We start from the raw sequence: 14,697 nt of genomic DNA, 5'->3' as shown, positions 1-14,697 counted from the left end.
TTTCTGTGCCCCCTTTGACCGCACAGAACAAAACACAGGAAGGATTAACTAACACCAGATACAAATGTTCCAGCATGATGGGATACACGAAGACCGTGAACCTGAGTTTTGAAGAGGCCGTTGAAAGAGTGAAGAAGGTTCTTTCAGAGAACGGCTTTGGTGTGCTGTGTGAGATAGACGTCAGGCAAACGCTGAAAGAGAAGATCGGTGTTGACTTCGACGACTACGTGATCCTGGGGGCGTGCAACCCCAGGTACGCGCATGGCGTTCTCTCAGAGAGCAGGGAATTCGGCCTGCTCCTCCCGTGCAATGTCGTGGTTTACAGAGAGGGCGACGAGGTGTACATTTCCGCAATATCCCCGAGAGCACTTGCAGAGCAGTACGGAAACGAAAAGATCAGGGAAATCGCCGAGAAAGTTGACGACCTGCTGAAAAAAGTCGTGAATAGCGTTTAACCCTCCCTTCCAGAATAGGAGATTATTTTCACCCTCTCCTCAGTTATCAGACCTTCCCTTACTATCTCGACGAGCTTTGGCTTGATCCGCTCTATGTTCTCCACGGTATCGACGACCTCTACGAGCACGGGAAGGTCAGAGGATAACCTGAGGATCGACGAGTTGTGGATTATGCTCGATTTACCGTACCCGAGCATTCCCCTGAGAACAGTCGCACCTGCAATTCCCTCTTTTCTCAAAAACTCCACTATGTACCTGTAGAGTGGCTTTCCATCGTACCTGTCACTCTCTCCCACATATATCCTTAGCAGCAAACCCTCCTTCATGGGTGATACCTCCAGACGATGAGAGCGAAAGTCCTGCCGGCATATACGGCGAGGATGCATAGGAAGACGTTCAGAAAAACGTTTAACGCGAATCCAGCAATGTCCCAGTTCATGAGCATTCTGAAGGACTCGTAACTGAATGTGGACATCGTGGTGAATGACCCGAGAAACCCTATCGCGATCAGGGCTCGGACCTCCTGGGAAAATAGGCCGAAGTACTCGGAAGAGAACATGAGAAAGCCGAGAAGGAAACTTCCTATCACGTTGACGCTCATAGTGCCCACTGGAAAAGTGTGTCCGTCCTGAACAGCTCCGGAAATCAGGTATCTCGTCACAGCTCCTGCCATTCCTCCAAGAGCCACATAGGCCAGCAACATCGCAGGGGGCACGACGGGATTGTTTATAGCCTTTCCGGGAAAAATTATATTCAGCCCAGTATAATTAAATAACATGATAGCGATTGTATCAAACGTCAGTTCAAACCTGCCAGCTCTCGCGGAGTTTCTGTCAAGAATTGAAAGGCTCAAGGAGAGTGGAAAGCAGGTGGATAAAATCTACATAATCTCGGCGTTCGGTCTCATGCCGTATCCCTATGAAACGTTCAGGCTTCTCAGAGAAAAACCGGACAGCGTCAGAGTCGCTCTGGGCAGGTACGACAGGTTGCTCGCAAAGTGGGGTGAGCTTGAGGAGGGAGAGAGGAGAGAGCTCGCAGGCGATCTCGCCGAAGTCTTCGACGCCTACTGGGACATGCTCGGTCACGATGGGAGAAAGTGGCTGAGAAGCGAGCCAGAAAGTTTTCTGACCGATAAGTTCGATTCAAACGAGTTCTACTTTACATACGGCCCAGTTGATCAGCCAGAATCCATGCCGCAGGAAGACGAGCCTCCAAGTTACTACGAGAGCAGGTTTGGAGAGCTCAAAAAGTACGAGGTAGTAGCGGTAGCGGGAAAAAGGCATTACGTCGTGAACACGAAAATTGGAAAGATTGTCTGCCCTGGAATGCTGGGAATTGGCAAAGAACCCACCTTTGCACTCGTGGACACAAAGACGCTCGCCGTCTCTTTTGAGAGTTATACCTACAACGTGAAGGAGGTTGAGGACAGGATAAGCGAACTTGATGTATCCAAAAAAGCGAAGGAGATGCTGAAAGAGATCCTGTACAGGAAGAGGGCTCTTCCTTAACCTCTCATCCTCAGGAGAAAGTACCACTCCCTCTTCTCCTCCGACCTCCTCTCCTTAACCACCTCGAAGATCTCGGGCACATCAGCTCTCCTGTCCTTTGACACGAATAACACTTTTCCACCGGGTTTGACCTTCGAAGAGAATCTGAGCAGGGCCCTCAACGAGTCCTCTGGCTCGAGAGTCAGGTCAACCAGTACTACGTCAAATTCGGGCATGGCAGAGATGTCGAGTTTGAAAACGTCTCCGATTATCACCTCAACGTTATCGAACTCCTCCTGTACCTTTTGCAGCTGCTCTCTGAACTCCGTGCTGAACTCAATACCTATAACGCGATTCGCCCTTTCCGCAGCGTACGCCAGAAACCCGCCAGCACTGCTGCCGAGATCGAGAACGACGTCTACCTCAGAGAAGATGTTCCACGCCCTGTCCAGCTCCATTAGCTTGTAGTACCCTGCAGGCCTGCTCTCAGCGAGCACCTGAACGACCTCATCTCCCCTGACATCGTAGGATGGCTTCACCTTCCTCCCGTTTACGAGGACCAGTCCCTTCTTCACAGCAAGCTTCGCCCTGCTCCTGCTCTCAAAGTACCCGTTTAAGTGGAGCCACCTGTCGATCCTCATTCTTCATCCCAGAACAGTCTCGCCTTCCTTTCAACGACCTTCGCACTGCCTTCCCCCTTCTGGCTCCACCGTAACCACTCCTCGGGAGCGTTCTTGCTCGCCCCACCATGCGACGTGAGCCTCTTTCTGACCCTCATCAGCACCGGCGTGTTTATTGCCACCCCGGAAACGACCGCCTGGCCCTTTGTCAGCCCTGGCAGCTCCTCTATCATCTCCCTGCCTATGCTCTCAACGCTCTTCCTTATGTTGTCCTGGTCTGCAGGGTTCACCATCCTCATCACCACCTGCGTCATGCACTGGCTGAGTATGTCGCTGTCGATTTTCGATGGTCTCTGGCTTATCAGGCACACACCAACTCCAAACTTCCTGCCCTCACTCAGTATTGTCCTGAGGACCTCAAAGCTCCTCGAGTCACGGGAGGCAAACCTGTGGGCCTCCTCAATTATCACGAAGACCGGGTATTCAAGCTTCTCACCCTCGTTACCCTTTTCGGCGTTTATCCTGGCCTTAAGAATCCTCTTCATCATGGCAGAAACGAGAATTTCCTGCTCCAGGTCACTCATCTCAGTGAGCTGCAGAATGCTGGCCTGTCCAGGTTTCAGCAGGGTCTTCAGGTCCATGTGCCTGTAATCATCAATGAGGTCCATGTCCCTCAGGTACCTCCTGACCCTCCAGATGAGACCATTTGCCGTGGTCTCCTCTCTCTCCCTAAGCTCATCGAGCCTCGCAATCAGGTCTTCTACTGTGAAGTGTCCCTGCTCCGAAAGCTCTCTGTAAATCCTGCTGAGCATCGCCTCCATTTTATCGGTCAGATTGGGCAGCAGGTTTACCAGCTCGTCGTAATCGAGCTCGCTGATCCTCAGCTTGATGTCGTCCCTTCCGTAAATCCTGACTCTCGGAGAGTAGTCCCCATCCCTGAACTCTTCAAGGCCCTCAACCTCCCTCAGAGTGTGATACTCTCCGTGAGGATCGAAGATGAGTACGCTCGCCCTGTTGTATGGCTTGAGCAGCTCCTCGACAATTACTCCCGCCAGATAGCTCTTTCCACTCCCGGTTCCGGCGAGAATTGCGAGGTGCTCGCTCACGGTTAGAGCTGTGTCTATCACGACGGGTATGTCCTCATCTCTGTTCAGCAGGTAGCCGAGGTGAATGCTGCCCACTTCCCCCTTTCTCTTTTTCAGTAGAGCAGATTCAACAATCTCCCTCTCCGCAAGGTAAACCGGCATCCCGGGTTTCGGGGGGATTCTCGGATTTATGAAACCGAGGTTCTCGTCGTAATAGCCCAGAATCGTCGCCCGCATCTCGTACAGATCGAACTCCCTCCTGCTCACTCCAATAACTCTCAGCACCCTCTCCGGCTCAACCGCGGGGTTGGATAGGTAGATGTCGGGAAAGTGTCTGAGCGGAAGTCTTTTTGAAATTCTGCACAGCACCTTCTTCCCGTTAAAGCTGTAGTAAACGAACTCACCAACCTTCAGCCTTGTGTTGTCCGGAGTTATGAACCTGAACTCGTAAGGACTTTCAGCAGGTCCCTTGACGAGTCCAACGGGCTTCATAGATCCACCTCCCTCAGCAGGCTGTACTCGATCTCGGCGAGAACTATGTCGAGGAGCTCGCGATGCTCGGGAAGCATCTCCAGAAGCTGCTCCACCACGAACCTCGCCAAGTCCCTGTCTTTCCTGATCAGGTATGGCAGGTAGGGAATAGACAGCTCACCATCCGGAGTGTGCACCTTCGCCACATCTTCCCCGTCCATGACCACGACCTCATCACCTATCCTGGGCATGGTTCTTGGAGGTCTGGAGTTCACGTCCATGAGAATGAGAAAACGAGTTACAAACTTGGGCTCACCAAGGTCGGGGAGAAAAGCCTTCAGCCTCTCAACATCTCCCTTGCTGAGGTACTTCGAGATTTCGTCCTCCTGCTGAAACACCTCGGCACTTACGGCTATCAGATCCCCAACCCTGACGAAGGTGCCTATTTCGACCTCCCCCTCAACTTCGAACTCCCTTCTCGAGTTCACCCTCACGACCTTCATTCCATCACCTTGCTTATGTACTTGAAAGATACTCCCGAACTCTTGACAATGCTTACAAAGGCCATTTTTTCTCTTTCGCTTATCCTGGCGTAGGTGTGTGCCCTTTCGAGAATGTACGGATAGCCAGAGGTCGATCCAAGCCTGCACTCTGCATACACAACCTCCACTATTTCGTCGAGGATGCTGCGACACCACTCCGGGATTTCGAGCCTCGCAGGTAGAGACGGGTTGGTTTTGAAGTAGACTGCGAGCAGCGGTGACCTTGTCCCTACAGGTTCCGTGTATTCGTACAGCGAGAGGTAGTCGGACAGGGCATAGGAGTCGTAAATGCTCAAACCGAGGTCCCTGGTGTAGCTTCGATCTACATACCCTATCACCGGAGTCTGCGTTTCCTCAGATATTTTCACGAGCTCGTCGATTTCCTTCTGATACGCTCTCTTCAGAGGTTCACTCAGCTCGGACGTGTAAAGCGCTCCGAGACTGCCATCGTAGAATGCGTAGTCCACCCTGTCGAGGCTGTCCTTTATCAGCTCAACCTCAAGCCTGAACCTCTCGAGCTCGAGATTCGTGTCAGATATTATTTTGCTCCTGTATTTCACATCGTGGCTGCCCCTCCCGTGGTGGACGAGGATGCCGGCTGCCTGCACACCCCCGTAAGGTATTCCAAAGTCCTTTAGAGGGGAGATCTGACTACCGTCAACGCCAATAACCCTCACACCATCGAGTATCTCGAACTCATCTGTCCTGCGAATTTTTCTCCTGTCGACAGCTATCCTGAACTCCTTCTTCCGTATCTCTTCAACTCTCCTGAGGAACTCGTGGATGTTGTCGAACAGCCTGCCATCCATGCTCATATGACGCTCACCCCGTTCTCCTTCCTGACCCGTATAGCGTTTTCGACCATCTCCTCAAACGTGTCATCGTGACTTATGACAAATATCTGCCTGAAGTCGGCAATTTTCGATATCTGCTGAGCGAAGTTTCTTCTCCTGTCCGCGTCCATGTTCTGAGTCGGTTCGTCAAAGAACACAATTGGCGATGAGGATATGATCTTCAGCAGGGCGAGTCTCACAGCGAGGGCAGCAACCATCTGCTCACCACCGCTCATCTGCCTGAAGTCTATTTCCCGGCCCATGTACCTCGCCCGAATTCCGTAGTCCTCTCCCCACTCTATCTGCCAAGAGTAGTCATCCATTATCTCGCAGAAAATCCTGTTCGCCTCGTAGCTCACCATCTCGGCATAAAGCCTGGCGAGCTCCGGTATGGCCCTCTTGAACAGCTCTCTAAGGTCTCTGACAAACTCCAGCTTTCTCTCGAGGGTGGACAGCTCAGAAGACAGCACTTCGAGGTCCTGAACGACTCTGTCGAGCTCCTCAGCATCTCTTTTCAGCTTTTCAACCTCAACGGAAACAGCATTCATCTGCCCCCTTATTCCTGCCACCACCGCGTTGAGTTTCCGTACCTCTTCCTCAAGCAGCGCGTACCTCTCATCACTGTAGCTCCTGCTGAGCTCTGCGAGTCTCTCAGCCACCCTCTCGAGCTCCCGCTCACCACTGGCAATCTCCCTCTTAACGTCTTCGAACCTCCTCTCTATCCTCTGTCTGTCCCTGAGCCTCTCACTCAGGGCGATGTACCTTTCGTACCTGTCTCTGAGGGCTCTCATCTCTGTCTCGAGGCTTCTCCTTTCCTCAGCAACTTTTTCCATCGCCTCCTCAGCTCCAGCGTACTCCTTCAGTGCGCCTTCGAGCTCTTTGAGAGTCTTTCTGTACCTGGCGAGCTCTCCTTTGAGCCTTTCAACCTCTGAAAGGGTTTTCCGCACGACTTCAAGGCGCTTTTCGCTCCCTTCCACCCTCCTGAGTTCGTTAACAACATCTTCCCTGGTTGATACGAGGTCTTCGAGCTCCTTCATTTTACTTCTGTGAGTGTCGAGCTGAAGCTTTTTTTCCTCAAGCTCTCTCTTCAGCTCCACTTCCCTCTCGACCTCTCTGCTTAGAGAGAACGCCCTCTTCTCAACTTCACGTTTAAGATTGACTGCGGTCTCAATCCTTTCGAGTTTTGTTCTGAGTTCTGACAGCTTTTCTTTCTTTTTCTCGAGCTCACGCTCGTACCTTTTCCTTTCCTCCCTGACCCTGTCGCACTCAACGTCGAGGATTGGGCAGATTCCTTCCCCCATAGCGGCGATGTTTCTCTCGAGCTGGTTCACCTGCTGATCGAGTCTTGATATCAGATTTCTCAGCCTGTCTCTCTTTTCCTCAACCCCTTTTAGCTTTTCGAGTTTGTCCTGAAGCTTAATTAGCTCTCTTTTCTTTGAGGCCATTCTCTCAAGCTCTTTTTCTATCGCTCCGATGCGGGACTCCAGTTCGGATACAAGTTTCCCTATACCTTTCATCTCCGCCATGGCCTCTTCAATTCTCTCGAGACGCTTCATCAGAGTTCTCTCTACCTCTGCAAGCCTTTCGAGCTCTTCCAAGTCGCCAGTTTCCTTTTCTTTTCTTTCAATATCTCTCCTGAGCGTCTCTATCCTGTCCCTGATGAGTGTCGCCTTTTCGTTCAGCTTTCTCAGCTCCTTAACCCTGGTTTCAAGGTCTCTCAGTTTTCTCCCAGCCTCCTCATATCTCTCCTCGAGATGGAGGTATTTCCGGTAATCCGGTTCCAGAGATTTCAGCTGCTCTTCAATCCTGTCCAGCTCCTTCAGCTCACTCTCGATTCTCCCGAGTTCCTCCTTTCCCCTCAAAATGAGATTTTCGAGCCTCTCCTTTTCCCTCACAGCCTGCTCAATCTCGTCTCTGACTTTCTTCAGCTCCTCAAATTCCCTTTCAGCTTTTTTCAACTCTTCTTCGTTTCTCCTCAGCTCGCTTCTCAGCAGCTCGAGCTTCCTTTCAGCTTCTTCAAGCTCCCTCACCCTCGTTTCAAGCGCTTTTTTCCTCTCATCGAGTCTCGAAAGCTTAACAGTGAGTCTGCTGATCTCCTCCTCGAGATGTCTTTCATACTCTCTGCTTTTTTCAAACGCCCTGTCGTACTTTTCAATTCCAAGGAGTGGAGAGAATATTCCCTTCCTCTGGCTTGGAGTCAGCAGGAAATGCGCAGTTATGTTACCCTGGTTCACACCAATGGCGTTCTCAAACACAACTTCCGGCTCGATGTCAAAACCGAAGTGCGTCTTCACCCAGCCCTTGACGTCCTTAACGCCCTCCGCAACCCTCCCCAGCTCCTCATCTTCGACGTAATATTCAGACGTCTTGTCCCTCTCTATCCTCCTGACCACTCTGTAAACTCTGCCGTCGAGGGGACTCTCGAGCCTCACAACTATTTCTCCCCTCGCCTCACCACGTCTCAAAAAATCGGAGATGTTGTAAGGGAGGGAGTTGAAAACCGCAAACCCAATGGCCTCGAGTATTGTCGACTTTCCAGCGCCATTCTCGCCGATTATCGCATTGACACCCCTCGTAAACCTTATCCTCTGACTCCTGTAGCTCTTTATGTTCTCAAGATAAACCTCATGAATCATGTCCTTTCCCACCACCGCCACTCCTCTTCATCATCCTCCAGTTCTTTCTGCTCGCTTTCCTCCCTTTTGAGTTCCTTCTCAGCATCTTCAAGCTTCTCCGACACGATCATGCTGACGATGTCGTCGACCGCATCCATTCTGCCCTCTATAAAAAGCTCCTTCAGCCTCAGAACCTCTTCAGATATATCTTCGTATCCGAATCCCTTCAGAATCGCAGACACGACGTTCAGCTCAATCCCCCTTCTGCCTGACGGAGACAGGTTTACCGCCTGCAGAACTCCACGAGAGTAGTCAACCTCCACTCTCAGGACCAGCGGCTCAAGCACCTCTCTCGCCACCCTCTCTATCTTCTCCCTGTCGACGTTTCTGTCAGTCCTCACCTTCAGGTGAATGACCTCCCCCCTGCCCCTCCGCTCTTTCATCAGCCTGTCCTTGAGCGCAGCGTAGTCTCTGAAATCAACCTCTATAATCCTGAAAACCCTCGGAGTGTAGAAGGAACTGACGTGAGAGTAAGTGAGTTCGCCGTCGTACTTCACAAGGAAAATGCCTTTCTCGAACTGATACTCGTTCACTTCACAGCTCTCGAGACTTCCGGGGTTGAATATGAAATCGTTCTCAACATACTTTTTGTGAATGTGGCCGAGTGCCACGTAGTCGATCCTCTCTTTGTATCTGTAAAGCCTCTCAGAGCTGATACATCCGTAGATGTTCATGTACCCCTCGATGCCAAAGTGGGACATGAACACGGTGAACCCGCCCCTTTCAATTTCGGGTAAGAACGCGTCGAGAATTTTTTCAGTCATCATCCCGTAGTACTTCAGCCCGTAAACCCTCGCATCACCAAGATCGATGTATGCTCCACTCCTCCCATCCCACTCCGTAACACCCATGGAACTCCCATCAAAAGATGGCTTGAGGTTGATCACGAGCCCCTGCGAACTCAGGTAGTCCATCCAGGAGAACCTCTCTCTGAAGTACGTCGAGTCGTGATTTCCCTCGACAGCGATGACCGTCCTCTTCACCCGCTCGAGGACGACCGTCGCCTGTGCAAGGGTGATGGGATCCATTTCACTTTTCTTGTGAAACAGGTCTCCAGAGATCAGAATGAAGTCAACATCCTGCTTTTCCGCGAACTCCATGGCCTTCTTGAAGGCCTGCGCAAAGTCAAGCGCCCTTTCCTCACTGCCGTACTGCCTGTACCCGAGATGAACATCTGCAAGATGAGCAAATTTCACATGAGTAATGACGCAAAATGAGGTATTTACACTTTCGCCTGATCAAAATATAACATTAAAATTGTTTGTAAAAGGTTAAATTTCAGCTTCAAAGTCCTCGACGCTGTACGGGAACTCGGCAAAACCGCGGTTTTTCAGCACTTCCCTCGCAAGGATCCAGTAAACGAGAGCAAGTGCCTTCCTGCCCTTGTTGTTCGTTGGTATGACAAAGTCCACGTTTGCAACGCTGTTGTTGGTGTCACAGAGCGCCACGACGGGGATGCCAATGTCCGTGGCCTCGTCAACCGCCTGCGAGTCTATGGCCGGGTCGGTGACAACAACTATGTCCGGCTCTCTGTAATCCTTTATGGCCGGGTTGGTCAGCGTTCCGGGGACGAACCTCTCAATGACGTAGTCCGCTCCAGTGACCCTGGCAAACATCGTCACAGGCTTCTGCCCATACTGTCTCGCAGCCACCACGAGTATCTTCGAAGGGTTGTAGCGTGCCAGCAACTTGCCTGCAAGCTTGAGTCTCTCGTCGAGGATTCTTATATCGAGAACGTAAAGACCATCCGGCCTGACCTTGTATATGAACTTCTTCATGTCTCCTGTCTTTATCTGCGTCCCTATGTGCACGCCTGCGGCAAGGTACTCGTCTGGAGGTACAAGGTACTCGTATCCCTCCTCAGCCTCTCTCATCATGCTCTCTTTTTCCTTTATCATCTTTACCACCTTATTTCGGCCATTTTAGCGTCAATAATCTCTTCGATCCTGATTAGCTCATTGAGCTTGGCAATTCTCTCCCCACCAACAACGCCCGTCTTTATTAATGTTGCGTTGAACGCCACGGCAAGGTGCGCGAGCCCCTCATCCTCCGTTTCACCGCTCCTGTGAGATACCACAACGTCCCAGTTTCTGGACTTTGCAAGTCTGACCGCATCTGCAGTATCTGAAAGAGTCCCTATCTGGTTCGGCTTTATGAGCACGGTGTTGACGGACGATAGCTCTATAGCCCTCTCGATTCGCCTGACGTTCGTCACGAGCAGGTCGTCACCACACACCATCGCCCTTACCTGTGCAGTGAGCTCCGCAAAACCCTCAAAGTCGTTTTCATGGAGGGGATCCTCCACGTACAGGAGGTTGTACCTGTCGATCATTTCAGCGATGAAGCTGATCTGCTCCTCCCTGGTAAGCTTCCTGTCCTTGTAAACGTAGTGCTCACCATCCCAGAGCTCTGTAGAAGCCACATCTATCCCCATCCTGACCCTCACGCCGTACTCATCCTCGACCCTCGAGATCGCTTCGCTCAGAATCTCGAACGCCTGCTCGTCCGTTATCCGTGCAGCCCACGCTCCCTCATCTCCTTTCGCCGCGAAAATGCTTCTCTCCTTGAATATCTTCTTCAGTTCCGCGTGAACTCTGGTGTTGATGTACTGGGCCTCAAAGAACGATTCGGCGCCAACCGGAATTATGAGAAACTCCTGTATGCTCGTGGATCCTTCAGCGTGCGCACCCCCACCGATGACGTTGCCGAGAGGGTACGGCATGGTTTCAGCGAGAGTGCCCGCAAGGTACTGGAAGAGCGGGATGCCGAGGGCGTTTGCTGCAGCCTTCGCCGATGCGATGCTGGCAGCTATGGCAAAGTTTCCACCTATGCTGGAGAAGTTGTCAGTCCCATCCTCTTCCCTCAGCGTTCTGTCAATTTCTCTCTGATCGAACACGTTTATACCTATCAGAGCCCTCGAAACCCGATCTTCGATTTCGTCAATTTTGAAGGGATCTACAGCTACCGCCTCTTCACTCCCCGTCGACGCGCCGCTTGGAGCGATTGCTCTTCCAACGCTCTCTTCAGTTACAACCTCGCACTCGACAGTCTCCCTTCCCCTGCTGTCGAAAACCACTCTGTACTGAACATCCTCTATGATCATGAGATCACCTCAGAAGAGATCATACCTCTGAAGCCACACAAAGGCGTTTCTCCTCCTCTTAACCGTAATCGGAATCACACCCCTCTCGAACTCGTCCTTGGCAATATCGAGAGGGTTCTTGCTTTCAGTATCAATGAGTACGGGGGCGCCCATCGCAATCTGGAGCGCCCTCGCACCGATAATTCTCGCCTTCTCAAACCTCGTGTACTCGAACGGGAACACTTTTTTCAAACGCCATCACCCCTTTAAAGTGGGGCCGCCGAGATTTGAACTCGGGTCACGGCGTCCCGAACGCCGCAGGATGACCAGGCTACCCCACGGCCCCATGGTACCTGGCAAATTCCTTTATTACGGACTTGTACGTCAGAAACATCCTTCTGCAGCAGTACCTGTTGATGCCGAGCTCATCGAGAGCCTCCTTGGGAGACTTCCCGCTGTCAAGAAGGCTTCTGTATTCCTCATACCTGTGGGCAATTACGGCACCACAGGTGAAACACCTGACGGGAAACATGAAAAAATCACCTGTAAGAGGTCTGCCTCCTCTTTCTCGCTCCTCTGCCGCCCTGCTTCTTCGGCTCCTTCCTTCTCACGTCGTTGACAAGCAGGGTTCTGTCGTACTCAAGGAACGCCCTTTTAAGCTCTGGATCACCGGAAAACTCGAGAAGCGCCCTTGCAATTGCCGTCCTCGCAGCTTCGGCCTGACCCATAACTCCTCCGCCCTCAACCCTGACGTCGATATCCACCTGGCTGGCGAGATCCTTGGCGATCATGATGGGTTCCATTATCTTGAGCCTGACCAATTCTGGCTGTATTATTTCAACCGGAACCTTGTTTATCCTTATCCTGCCCCTGCCGGGCCTTGCTGTTGCCCTCGCAATTGCTGTCTTTCTCTTGCCACTCGTCACAACCACCTTCATGCTCTCACCTCGTAGCCGAGGTACCTGCTGACATCAGCAAGGTACACATACTTCTCGGTTTTTGAAACCTTCTCATAAAGAGCAACATCAACCTTCTCGAACTCCCTGCCCTTCAGCTGCTCCGGTACACCCATGAATACCCTCAGTCTCCTGTACGCTTCCCTCCCTCTCCTGCTCTTCCAAGGGAGCATACCTCTGACAGTCCTCTTGAATATCTTCTCAGGGTGCCTCGGGAAGTACGGACCCTTTTCCTTGCTACCCCTGTCGTACTTCTCCTTGTACCTCTCAAAAACGTTCTCAGGACTGCCAGTTATTATCGCCTTCTCTGCATTGACAACAACGATCTTTTCACCCTCGAGCAGCCTCTTGGCGATGTAGCTTGAAAGCCTGCCCAGTATATGACCCGAGGCATCAATAACCCTGTAATCATCACCCAGTGTTCTGAGGACCCTATCTACATTAACACTCATCGAGGTTCACCTCACACCATGATCCTGACGTTCTTACCCTCGGGATTCTCCCTGAGGGCATCCTGAAGAGAGATGCACTTTCCACCAGCAGCCTCAATCTTCCTCTTCGCGCTCTCGCTGAACCTCCACGCAGCAACCGTGATCGCTCTCGTGATCTCTCCGCTACCGAGGACCTTTCCAGGTACGACGACCAGCTCACCCTCCTTGGCGTACCTCTCAAGTTTACCCACGTTAACCTCCGCATAATTTCTGAGTGGCTTCGAGAGTCTCTCAGCTATGTCCTTCCAGACTCTGGCCTCTTTTTCCGCGGATGTCTTCAGCAGTTCGTCTATCAGCCTGACGAGATTTGGATTTGTCTTCCTCCTCTGCAATCTCCTAATCCTGCTCATATTCTATCACCATTACTGCCAGCTTTTCAGCGTGAGAGCAAGGTTATTTAAAAGTATCTGCTCAGACAAGCTTTCGAAATATAAGAGTTTTGATGCCATTTCTGCATTACTGGTCAAGCCTCAGTATTCGAAGCCTTCTTCCGCTTCGAGTGGTGCTCGACGCGTATCTCACCCACAGAACAGACTGGCGACTGACGGTTTCCAAGCTTATCGGCATATCGAAGGGCGAACAGCTTATTTATCACTGTGCCAAAATACTGACGATGATCTCTGGCGTTGGCCCTGCGCTCGTCGACAGGATATGCCTCATTGACTCATACCCTCACCGAGGGGGGCAGGCGATCGTCAGGAGGGTCGAAAAGCACGCGGGAGGGGCTGCAGGCAACGTAATATACGGACTGGCGAGCTTTGGTATAAAGACCAGGTTCTTCACCACCATAGGCAACGACGAGGACGGCGATTTCTACAGACGGGAGATGGAGAAAGTTGGGGTGGAGTGTATCTTCAAAACCGTTGACTGCGAAACCGGGAGGGTGGATGTCTACGTTGACAGCGAGGGTGAGAGGACGTTCTTCGTGTTCCCAAATGCTGCAGGAAGATTTCAACCCTACTTGGAGGAAGAGCACTACAGCTGGGGAGAGTACTTCTACCTCGACCCGTTCCCCTTCGAGGGCAGCCTCGATGCACACGTGGTGGTAGCGGAAAAGGCAAGGAAGCACGGCAAGAAGGTGATACTAAATCCGGGCTACCCGTACTCAAGACTGGGCATAGAGGGTATCAAACTCCTGCTGAAGAACACGGACATCGCATTTCTGTCGAGAGAAGAACATGCGATGCTGAGGGGAATTGAGAGGATCGTAGAAACGGTTGTGGTAACTCTGGGCAGAGACGGTAGCATGGCCTTGGTTGATGGAAAAGCCGTGCATGTTCCCGCGATGAAGTGCAATGTGATTGACACCACAGGTGCTGGAGATGCTTTCACCGCAGGATTCCTCTACGCAATGTTCAGGGGCTACGATGCCGAGACATGCCTTGCAGCGGGAAACTTCACCGCATGTCACAACATAGAGAGAGTAGGGGCGAGAAACTTTCCGGAAAAAGATGTGCTGGATAGATTTCTCGAAAACTACTCGAAATAGTCAAGAGACGAGCTGGCAAACGCCCCTTCATACCTCCTGAGTACCTCAAACCGGTAATCGTCCAGGATAACCTCTCTGACCGCGTCGATGGGTATGTCGAGCTTTATTTCCCTCGTCCGCCCGTACCTCCCCTTGGAGATTATTATGGAGTTTATTATGCCAAGCATGTCGAGCTCGGATATGAGGTCGCTCACCCTCCTCTGGGTTAGCACGTCCATCCCTATCCTCCTACAGAGAGACTTGTAAACCGCGTAAACCTCACCGGTCGTGAACTTCCTCTTTCCACTTGAGTGCAGAACTATCATGGAGTAGAGAACAAGCTTGCTCTGATTGGGGAGAGTCTTGACGGCCTCGATGATGTGGTCGCACTCCATCTTCCTGACAGCTTCCCTCACATGCTCCTTGGTCACAACGCTGTCGTTGTTTGCCTCGGCAATCTCACCACTTATTCTCAGCAAATCGAGAGCCTTCCTCGCATCTCCATGCTCCTGCGCTGCAAGAGCTGCGCAGT

The 14,697-nt window shown here is 51.8% G+C and carries 19 protein-coding genes and 1 tRNA gene; 3 read left to right on the top strand and 17 right to left on the bottom strand.

Translation table 11 applies throughout. The annotated features are described in order from the left end of the window. Window positions 1-74 precede the first annotated feature (74 nt). On the top strand, window positions 75-455 hold the full coding sequence (locus ACXJJC_RS02565; protein ID WP_456369232.1) for a DUF302 domain-containing protein: 381 nt from the start codon (window positions 75-77) through the stop codon (window positions 453-455). On the opposite strand, the gene ACXJJC_RS02560 is transcribed toward ACXJJC_RS02565, so the two are convergent. Together ACXJJC_RS02560 and crcB are read right to left on the bottom strand one after the other, a co-directional pair. After that, the gene (locus ACXJJC_RS02560; RefSeq protein WP_456369230.1) at window positions 452-781 is read right to left on the bottom strand and encodes a DUF190 domain-containing protein; all 330 of its coding nucleotides are present in this window, start codon (window positions 779-781) and stop codon (window positions 452-454) included. The two genes, ACXJJC_RS02565 and ACXJJC_RS02560, sit on opposite strands and share 4 nt — an antisense overlap. Beyond that, window positions 778-1,158 (bottom strand): fluoride efflux transporter CrcB, encoded by a 381-nt coding sequence (gene crcB, locus ACXJJC_RS02555; RefSeq protein WP_456369228.1) that lies wholly within the window; start codon window positions 1,156-1,158, stop codon window positions 778-780. The genes ACXJJC_RS02560 and crcB overlap by 4 nt, the downstream gene beginning before the upstream one ends. A 73-nt stretch (window positions 1,159-1,231) precedes the next feature. Here crcB and ACXJJC_RS02550 point away from each other — a divergent pair, with 73 nt between their 5' ends. Beyond that, the gene (locus ACXJJC_RS02550) at window positions 1,232-1,963 is read left to right on the top strand and encodes a hypothetical protein (RefSeq protein WP_456369226.1); all 732 of its coding nucleotides are present in this window, start codon (window positions 1,232-1,234) and stop codon (window positions 1,961-1,963) included. Here ACXJJC_RS02550 and ACXJJC_RS02545 read toward each other — a convergent pair. The 14 genes from ACXJJC_RS02545 to ACXJJC_RS02480 all read right to left on the bottom strand — a co-directional run bounded on the left by ACXJJC_RS02545 (window position 1,960) and on the right by ACXJJC_RS02480 (window position 13,047). Next, window positions 1,960-2,583 (bottom strand): SAM-dependent methyltransferase, encoded by a 624-nt coding sequence (locus ACXJJC_RS02545; RefSeq protein WP_456369224.1) that lies wholly within the window; start codon window positions 2,581-2,583, stop codon window positions 1,960-1,962. The genes ACXJJC_RS02550 and ACXJJC_RS02545 overlap by 4 nt on opposite strands. Further along, window positions 2,580-4,139: an ATP-binding protein gene (locus ACXJJC_RS02540; RefSeq protein WP_456369222.1), complete on the bottom strand. Its 1,560-nt coding sequence runs from the start codon at window positions 4,137-4,139 to the stop codon at window positions 2,580-2,582. Before ACXJJC_RS02540 ends, ACXJJC_RS02545 begins: the two co-directional genes overlap by 4 nt. Continuing rightward, complete coding sequence (locus ACXJJC_RS02535; protein WP_456369220.1) at window positions 4,136-4,621, bottom strand: hypothetical protein; 486 nt, start codon at window positions 4,619-4,621, stop codon at window positions 4,136-4,138. The genes ACXJJC_RS02540 and ACXJJC_RS02535 overlap by 4 nt, the downstream gene beginning before the upstream one ends. After that, on the bottom strand, window positions 4,618-5,475 hold the full coding sequence (locus ACXJJC_RS02530; protein ID WP_456369218.1) for a DNA double-strand break repair nuclease NurA: 858 nt from the start codon (window positions 5,473-5,475) through the stop codon (window positions 4,618-4,620). Before ACXJJC_RS02530 ends, ACXJJC_RS02535 begins: the two co-directional genes overlap by 4 nt. After that, window positions 5,472-8,150, bottom strand: coding sequence for an AAA family ATPase (locus ACXJJC_RS02525; protein WP_456369216.1), 2,679 nt, complete (start codon window positions 8,148-8,150; stop codon window positions 5,472-5,474). The genes ACXJJC_RS02530 and ACXJJC_RS02525 overlap by 4 nt, the downstream gene beginning before the upstream one ends. After that, complete coding sequence (locus ACXJJC_RS02520) at window positions 8,126-9,364, bottom strand: metallophosphoesterase family protein (protein WP_456369214.1); 1,239 nt, start codon at window positions 9,362-9,364, stop codon at window positions 8,126-8,128. The genes ACXJJC_RS02525 and ACXJJC_RS02520 overlap by 25 nt, the downstream gene beginning before the upstream one ends. 75 nt (window positions 9,365-9,439) lie before the next feature. Then, window positions 9,440-10,066, bottom strand: coding sequence for a 30S ribosomal protein S2 (gene rpsB, locus ACXJJC_RS02515; RefSeq protein WP_456369212.1), 627 nt, complete (start codon window positions 10,064-10,066; stop codon window positions 9,440-9,442). A 2-nt stretch (window positions 10,067-10,068) separates the two neighbouring features. Next, entirely contained in the window at window positions 10,069-11,271 is a 1,203-nt protein-coding gene (gene eno, locus ACXJJC_RS02510) for a phosphopyruvate hydratase (RefSeq protein ID WP_456369210.1), read from the bottom strand. 9 nt (window positions 11,272-11,280) lie between these two features. After that, window positions 11,281-11,493, bottom strand: coding sequence for a DNA-directed RNA polymerase subunit K (locus tag ACXJJC_RS02505; protein WP_456369270.1), 213 nt, complete (start codon window positions 11,491-11,493; stop codon window positions 11,281-11,283). Between the two features lie 29 nt (window positions 11,494-11,522). Continuing rightward, window positions 11,523-11,596, bottom strand: a tRNA-Pro gene (locus tag ACXJJC_RS02500). Beyond that, window positions 11,582-11,782 (bottom strand): DNA-directed RNA polymerase subunit N, encoded by a 201-nt coding sequence (locus ACXJJC_RS02495; protein ID WP_456369208.1) that lies wholly within the window; start codon window positions 11,780-11,782, stop codon window positions 11,582-11,584. The genes ACXJJC_RS02500 and ACXJJC_RS02495 overlap by 15 nt, the downstream gene beginning before the upstream one ends. Window positions 11,783-11,789: 7 nt before the next feature. Then, window positions 11,790-12,188 (bottom strand): 30S ribosomal protein S9, encoded by a 399-nt coding sequence (locus ACXJJC_RS02490; RefSeq protein WP_456369206.1) that lies wholly within the window; start codon window positions 12,186-12,188, stop codon window positions 11,790-11,792. After that, complete coding sequence (gene rplM, locus ACXJJC_RS02485) at window positions 12,185-12,658, bottom strand: 50S ribosomal protein L13 (protein WP_456369204.1); 474 nt, start codon at window positions 12,656-12,658, stop codon at window positions 12,185-12,187. The genes ACXJJC_RS02490 and rplM overlap by 4 nt, the downstream gene beginning before the upstream one ends. Before the next feature lie 11 nt (window positions 12,659-12,669). Then, complete coding sequence (locus ACXJJC_RS02480) at window positions 12,670-13,047, bottom strand: 50S ribosomal protein L18e (RefSeq protein WP_456369202.1); 378 nt, start codon at window positions 13,045-13,047, stop codon at window positions 12,670-12,672. A gap of 263 nt (window positions 13,048-13,310) precedes the next feature. Here ACXJJC_RS02480 and ACXJJC_RS02475 point away from each other — a divergent pair, with 263 nt between their 5' ends. Beyond that, entirely contained in the window at window positions 13,311-14,186 is an 876-nt protein-coding gene (locus ACXJJC_RS02475) for a carbohydrate kinase family protein (protein WP_456369200.1), read from the top strand. On the opposite strand, the gene ACXJJC_RS02470 is transcribed toward ACXJJC_RS02475, so the two are convergent. Beyond that, the coding region (locus tag ACXJJC_RS02470; RefSeq protein ID WP_456369198.1) for a Cdc6/Cdc18 family protein at window positions 14,174-14,697 on the bottom strand (524 nt) is incomplete at its 5' end. The genes ACXJJC_RS02475 and ACXJJC_RS02470 overlap by 13 nt on opposite strands.

This window comes from Geoglobus sp. (genome assembly GCF_054018175.1).
The sequence above is the reverse complement of the archived record's forward strand: the minus strand, read 5'-3'. Positions and strand labels throughout refer to the sequence as shown.